The sequence below is a fragment of the Kosakonia sp. genome, assembly GCF_032052965.1.
Classification (GTDB): domain Bacteria; phylum Pseudomonadota; class Gammaproteobacteria; order Enterobacterales; family Enterobacteriaceae; genus Kosakonia.
This window is the reverse complement of sequence record NZ_DAMBVN010000027.1, coordinates 38,781-44,906: the sequence shown is the minus strand read 5'-3', so window position 1 is coordinate 44,906 and position 6,126 is coordinate 38,781. Positions and strand designations below refer to the sequence as shown.

At 52.0% G+C, this 6,126-nt stretch carries 5 protein-coding genes; 2 read left to right on the top strand and 3 right to left on the bottom strand.

The annotated features are described in order from the left end of the window. Nucleotides 1-158 precede the first annotated feature (158 nt). From clpB to rluD, 3 genes are all read right to left on the bottom strand, one after another. Nucleotides 159-2,732: an ATP-dependent chaperone ClpB gene (clpB, locus tag RTX30_RS21640; protein WP_312692733.1), complete on the bottom strand. Its 2,574-nt coding sequence runs from the start codon at nt 2,730-2,732 to the stop codon at nt 159-161. A 129-nt stretch (nt 2,733-2,861) separates the two neighbouring features. Beyond that, on the bottom strand, nt 2,862-3,593 hold the full coding sequence (gene yfiH, locus RTX30_RS21635) for a purine nucleoside phosphorylase YfiH (RefSeq protein ID WP_312692732.1): 732 nt from the start codon (nt 3,591-3,593) through the stop codon (nt 2,862-2,864). Next, nucleotides 3,590-4,570 (bottom strand): 23S rRNA pseudouridine(1911/1915/1917) synthase RluD, encoded by a 981-nt coding sequence (rluD, locus tag RTX30_RS21630; protein ID WP_312692730.1) that lies wholly within the window; start codon nt 4,568-4,570, stop codon nt 3,590-3,592. Before rluD ends, yfiH begins: the two co-directional genes overlap by 4 nt. Before the next feature lie 131 nt (nt 4,571-4,701). On the opposite strand from rluD, the gene bamD reads away from it, so the two are divergent. Together bamD and raiA are read left to right on the top strand one after the other, a co-directional pair. Further along, nucleotides 4,702-5,439 (top strand): outer membrane protein assembly factor BamD, encoded by a 738-nt coding sequence (gene bamD, locus RTX30_RS21625; protein WP_312692728.1) that lies wholly within the window; start codon nt 4,702-4,704, stop codon nt 5,437-5,439. A gap of 273 nt (nt 5,440-5,712) precedes the next feature. Next, nucleotides 5,713-6,048 carry a ribosome-associated translation inhibitor RaiA gene (raiA, locus tag RTX30_RS21620; RefSeq protein ID WP_061493621.1) on the top strand — a complete coding sequence of 112 codons (336 nt, stop codon included), beginning with the start codon at nt 5,713-5,715 and terminating at the stop codon, nt 6,046-6,048. The last annotated feature ends 78 nt before the right edge of the window (nt 6,049-6,126 follow it).

The window sequence follows — 6,126 nt, the reverse complement described above, 5'->3', positions numbered from 1 at the left end:
GAGGCGCATTATAGGGAGTTAATTCCGGCTGACAACCCTTAATTTGAAAAAAGTTACCGTTCGCTCACTTTCCAGGCAAAACACCGTCAAAAAGCAAATTCCTGCCTGGTTTTTAAACAAAACGAGCCCCGAAGGGCCCGTTTTCTTCTCTTTGTGACTTACTGCACCGCAACTATTCGCTCATCTTTCACCACCAGCTGGACCGTTTTGCCCGGTACCAGCTCGCCGGAAAGGATTTGCTGCGCCAGCGGGTTTTCAATTTGCTGTTGGATAGCACGTTTGAGTGGCCGAGCACCATACACGGGATCGTAACCGTTCTCACTAAGCAGCTTTAATGCCTCGTCGGAGATTGTCACCGAGTAGCCACGCTCTTCCAGACGTTTGTACAAACGCTGCAGTTGGATCTGTGCAATAGAAGCAATGTGTTTTTCAGCCAGAGGGTGGAAAACCACAACTTCATCAATACGGTTAACGAATTCCGGACGGAAGTTCTGGCTGACTACCCCCAGCACCAACTCTTTCATATGGCTGTAATCCAGATCGCCAAAACGTTCCTGAATCAGATCCGAGCCCAGGTTGGAAGTCATAATGACCACCGTATTACGGAAGTCGACCGTCCTGCCCTGCCCATCCGTCAGACGACCATCATCCAGCACCTGCAACAGAATGTTAAACACATCCGGATGCGCTTTTTCCACTTCATCTAACAGGATGACGGAATAAGGACGGCGACGAACCGCTTCAGTCAGATAACCGCCTTCTTCATAGCCGACATATCCCGGAGGTGCCCCCACCAGCCGCGAAACAGAATGTTTTTCCATAAACTCGGACATGTCGATACGTACCATTGCATCGTCGCTATCAAACATAAAGTTCGCCAGCGATTTACACAGCTCCGTCTTACCGACCCCGGTTGGCCCCAGGAACAGGAAAGAACCGATTGGGCGATTCGGATCTGACAATCCGGCGCGGCTACGGCGGATCGCATTGGAAACCGCATCGACTGCTTCATCCTGACCAATGACGCGATGATGCAAATCATGCTCCATACGCAGCAATTTTTCGCGCTCGCCTTCCATCATTCGCGCTACCGGGATACCGGTCCAGCGCGCCAGCACATCGGCAATCTCCACGTCCGTAACGCGGTTACGCAGCAGGCGCATGGTTTTGCCTTCCGACTGTGTGGCGGCGGCGAGTTGTTTTTCCAGCTCAGGGATCTTCCCGTATTGCAACTCAGACATCCGCCCCAGATCGCCATTACGCCGCGCCTGTTCCATAGCGATTTTCGCCTGTTCCAGTTCCGATTTAATGGTCTGGGTGCCGGAGAGAGAGGCTTTCTCCGCTTTCCACTCTTCTTCTAAAGTCGAATACTGGCGCTCTTTATCTTCCAGTTCTTCATTCAACATTTCGAGCCGTTTGATACTGGCTTCATCTGACTCTTTCATCAGCGCCCGCTGTTCCAGCTTGAGCTGAATGATGCGGCGGTCGAGACGATCCAGCTCTTCCGGTTTCGAGTCAATTTGCATCCGGATGCTGGACGCGGCTTCATCAATCAGGTCGATGGCTTTATCAGGTAGTTGACGATCGGCAATATACCGGTGCGAGAGCGTTGCTGCCGCCACGATTGCCGGGTCAGTGATCTGCACATGATGGTGCAATTCATAGCGCTCTTTCAAACCACGCAAAATAGCAATGGTGTCTTCTACCGTTGGTTCAGCAACCAGCACTTTCTGGAAACGCCGTTCAAGCGCAGCATCTTTTTCAATATATTGACGGTACTCATCCAGCGTCGTCGCTCCCACGCAATGCAGTTCGCCACGCGCCAGCGCAGGTTTCAGCATATTGCCGGCATCCATCGCGCCATCGGCTTTACCAGCCCCTACCATGGTATGCAATTCGTCGATAAACAGGATGACATTGCCCTCCTGTTTCGCCAGATCATTCAGCACACCTTTTAAGCGCTCTTCAAACTCGCCGCGGTACTTAGCCCCGGCCACCAGCGCCCCCATGTCCAGTGACAGGACACGACGGCCCTTCAGCCCTTCCGGTACTTCACCGTTCACAATACGTTGCGCCAGTCCTTCAACAATGGCGGTTTTACCTACACCCGGCTCACCAATTAATACCGGGTTATTTTTGGTTCGGCGCTGCAAAACCTGAATAGTACGGCGGATCTCATCATCACGGCCGATGACCGGATCGAGCTTGCCCTGTTCGGCGCGCTCGGTCAGATCAACGGTGAATTTTTTCAAGGCCTGACGTTGGTCTTCGGCCCCTTGATCGTTCACGTTTTCTCCCCCACGCATATGATCGATAGCCTGGGTCACGTTGGCGGTTGTCGCGCCAGCCGATTTCAACAAATCGGTCAGCGTGCCGCGTGATTCCAGCGCTGCCAGAACAAAGAGTTCTGACGAAATAAAATTGTCGCCCCGCTTTTGTGCCAGCTTGTCGCAAAGATTAAGCACCCGCACCAGGTCCTGAGAAGGCTGCACATCACCGCCCGTACCTTCCACTTGCGGTAAACGGCTCAACGCCTGTTCAATGGCTGTGCGTAGCTGACCAGCGTTAACGCCGGCGGAGGTTAATAAAGGTTGAATCGAGCCCCCTTCCTGATTCAGCAAGGCGCTCATTAAATGAAGAGGTTCGATAAACTGGTTGTCTTGCCCCAGTGCGAGTGACTGGGCATCGGCAAGAGCAAGCTGGAATTTATTAGTAAGACGATCCAGACGCATAACTCCTCCCATAACAGGTCAAAATTGCTACTGGAGATTAAATGAGGTCATCCCTCAATTATTCAAGGTGAATGACCTGAATTATGCGAAAGAAAACCTACGCGTGCTGGATCGTCTTGATTCTTTAGGTTATATCAGCCAAATGAAACTTGCCATACGCCCGGTGATCTTGTCCCGCCGATATGAGAAAAAATCATCTGCCTGCGTATAGGTGCAGCGATCGCCGCCGTACACCTGCCCGACCCCAACCTTCGCCAGGCGCTGTCGTGCAAGTTGGTAAATATTGGCAAAATACTTCTCGCCAACCGGGCGAAATGCCGAATCGGCCTGGGGATCATGAGCCATAAAGGCTTCCCGCACTTCCGGGCCAACCTCAAAGGCCTGGGGCCCAATAGCTGGCCCCAACCACGCCATAAGGTTTTCAGGATTATCGGCAAAACAAGCAACCGTCTCTTCAAGGACCCCTGCACATAAGCCACGCCACCCCGCATGCGCTGCGGCGACTTCGGTGCCCTGGCGATTACAGAACAGCACCGGCAGGCAGTCAGCAGTCATGACCGCACAAACAGTACCCGGCGTATTACTGTATGAAGCATCAGCCCGTTTCGTCGCATACGGTTCAACGCTGAGTTTCAGCACATCGGTACCGTGCACCTGCTCCAGCCATACGGGCTTCGTTGGCAAACCACCCGCAGCAAACAGGCGCCTGCGGTTTTCTTCTACATGCGCCAGCTCATCGCCACAATGCGCCCCCAGGTTGAGGGAGTCGTAAGGCGATAAGCTAATGCCGCCTGTCCGTGTCGAACTACAGGACGCCACTCCTTGCGGCTGCGGCCACTGCGGGAAGATCAGTTTGGTCATAACCAGGCTATATCGTCTTTATGCAATTCGTAATCAGCACGCATTGCAGCAATCAGATCGACCATATCCTGTGGGATGGGCGCATGCCATTCCATCTCAATGCCGCTGATCGGGTGGTAGAGACGCAACATGGTGGCGTGCAGGGCCTGACGATCAAACTTGCGTAGTGCATCAATAAACTCTTCCGATGCGCCTTTTGGCGGGCGCGGGCGGCCACCGTACAACTGATCGCCAACCAACGGATGCGTAATATGCGACATATGCACACGGATCTGGTGAGTACGCCCGGTTTCGAGGCGTAAACGCAGGCGAGTATGCACGCGGAAGTGTTCCATAATGCGGTAATGCGTAACCGCCGGTTTACCCATCGGATGGACAGACATGTGAGTACGTTTGGTCGGATGACGACTGATCGGCTCTTCAACCGTACCGCCCGCAGTCATATGACCGATAGCCACGGCTTCATATTCGCGTGTGATTTCACGCAGCTGCAAGGACTCCACCAGACGCGTCTGCGCCGGAACCGTTTTTGCGACCACCATCAGGCCGGTGGTATCTTTATCCAGACGGTGCACAATGCCAGCACGCGGAACATCCACGATAGGCGGATAATAATGAAGAAGCGCGTTAAGCACCGTACCGTCAGGATTTCCCGCGCCCGGATGCACAACCAGGTCGCGCGGCTTATTGATAACGATAATGTCGTCATCTTCATAAACAATATTCAGCGGGATATCTTGTGGTTCAAAACGGGCTTCTTCTTCGATTTCAGCATCGATAGTGATGCTTTCTCCACCCAACACTTTCTCTTTCGGCTTATCGCTGACGCTGCCATTTAGCAGCACTCGCCGATCGAGGATCCATTCTTTTATGCGCGAACGTGAATAATCAGGGAACAATTCGGCCAAAGCCTGATCTAAGCGTTGACCGAGTTGATTCTCGGATACCGTTGCGGTGAGTTGTACTCGTTGTGCCATATACAGCTTCTTCGTTAACGTTGGGTTTTACGGCTTCGCCGTTTAATATAGTGTGCTATTGTAGCTGGTCTTAGTCGGGAGCAGGAACAAAGAATCTCCCGCAATAACATTCTGAGGAAAGTCTAAACGTCATGACGCGCATGAAATATCTGGTGGCAGCCGCCACGTTGAGTCTGGCTTTGGCGGGTTGCTCCGGTTCAAAGGAAGTGGTGCCTGATAATCCACCAAATGAAATCTATGCGACTGCCCAGCAAAAACTGCAAGACGGTAACTGGAAGGCGGCAATAACGCAACTGGAAGCACTGGATAATCGTTATCCGTTTGGTCCTTATTCTCAGCAAGTGCAACTGGATCTGATTTACGCTTATTACAAAAACGCTGATCTTCCGCTGGCTCAGGCGGCGATTGACCGTTTCATTCGCCTGAATCCGACACATCCGAATATCGATTACGTCATGTATATGCGCGGCCTGACCAACATGGCGTTGGATGACAGTGCATTGCAGGGCTTCTTCGGTGTAGATCGTAGCGATCGCGACCCGCAACATGCGCGCGATGCATTCAACGACTTTTCCAAACTGGTACGCGGCTACCCGCACAGCCAGTACGTGTCGGATGCGACCAAACGTCTGGTGTTCCTCAAAGATCGCCTGGCGAAATATGAGTACTCCGTGGCGGAGTATTACACGGCGCGTGGAGCCTGGGTGGCGGTCGTCAACCGCGTAGAAGGCATGCTGCGTGATTTCCCGGATACAAAAGCAACCCACGATGCGCTGCCATTAATGGAAAACGCATACCGTGAAATGCAGATGAACGCGCAAGCCGACAAAGTTGCCAAAATCATCGCTGCAAACGGTGGCAACAGTTAATCTTCGGCACCCGAAATGCAAAACGGCAGCCTTCGGGCTGCCGTTTTTTTATTCGGATTCACGGATGGCTGAAGCGGTTTAGCCTCAAGCCATCCTATCAACTATGACGACTATTTCAGACTTCGACAAGGTATATTTGCTCTCTTCCTGTCCTGCCTCACAAAACCTTTCCTTTGACAAAAAGTGACAAAATAATGTGATTCAAATCACACAATTTGACATTCACCGCGGTATGCTGAAATCACCAAGACGGAAAGACGAGAGGTAAAATTTATGACAATGAACATTACCAGTAAACAAATGGAAATTACGCCGGCAATTCGCCAGCATGTCGCAGACCGTCTCGCCAAACTTGATAAATGGCAAACTCACCTGATTAACCCTCATATCATTCTGTCTAAAGAGCCCCAGGGCTTTATCGCCGATGCGACAATTAACACGCCTAACGGGCATCTGGTCGCCAGCGCGAAACACGAAGATATGTATACCGCCATTAACGATTTGATTAACAAGCTGGAACGGCAGCTCAATAAAGTGCAGCACAAAGGCGAAGCTCGTCGCGCCGCAACCTCGGTGAAAGACCCAAGCTTCGTGGAAGAAGAAGAGTAATCTCTACATTGAGTCCATGTCCAACGCGCCTACGGGCGCGTTTTTTATTGACAGAAAGAAAACAGTGCAGGTACTGTA

What these genes read in the sequence shown, in the direction of transcription:
- clpB (WP_312692733.1), bottom strand. Translation starts at nt 2,732, where the DNA reads ATGCGTCTGGATCGTCTTACTAATAAATTCCAGCTTGCTCTTGCCGAT.
- yfiH (WP_312692732.1), bottom strand. Translation starts at nt 3,593, where the DNA reads ATGACCAAACTGATCTTCCCGCAGTGGCCGCAGCCGCAAGGAGTGGCG.
- bamD (WP_312692728.1), top strand. Translation starts at nt 4,702, where the DNA reads ATGACGCGCATGAAATATCTGGTGGCAGCCGCCACGTTGAGTCTGGCT.
- rluD (WP_312692730.1), bottom strand. Translation starts at nt 4,570, where the DNA reads ATGGCACAACGAGTACAACTCACCGCAACGGTATCCGAGAATCAACTC.
- raiA (WP_061493621.1), top strand. Translation starts at nt 5,713, where the DNA reads ATGACAATGAACATTACCAGTAAACAAATGGAAATTACGCCGGCAATT.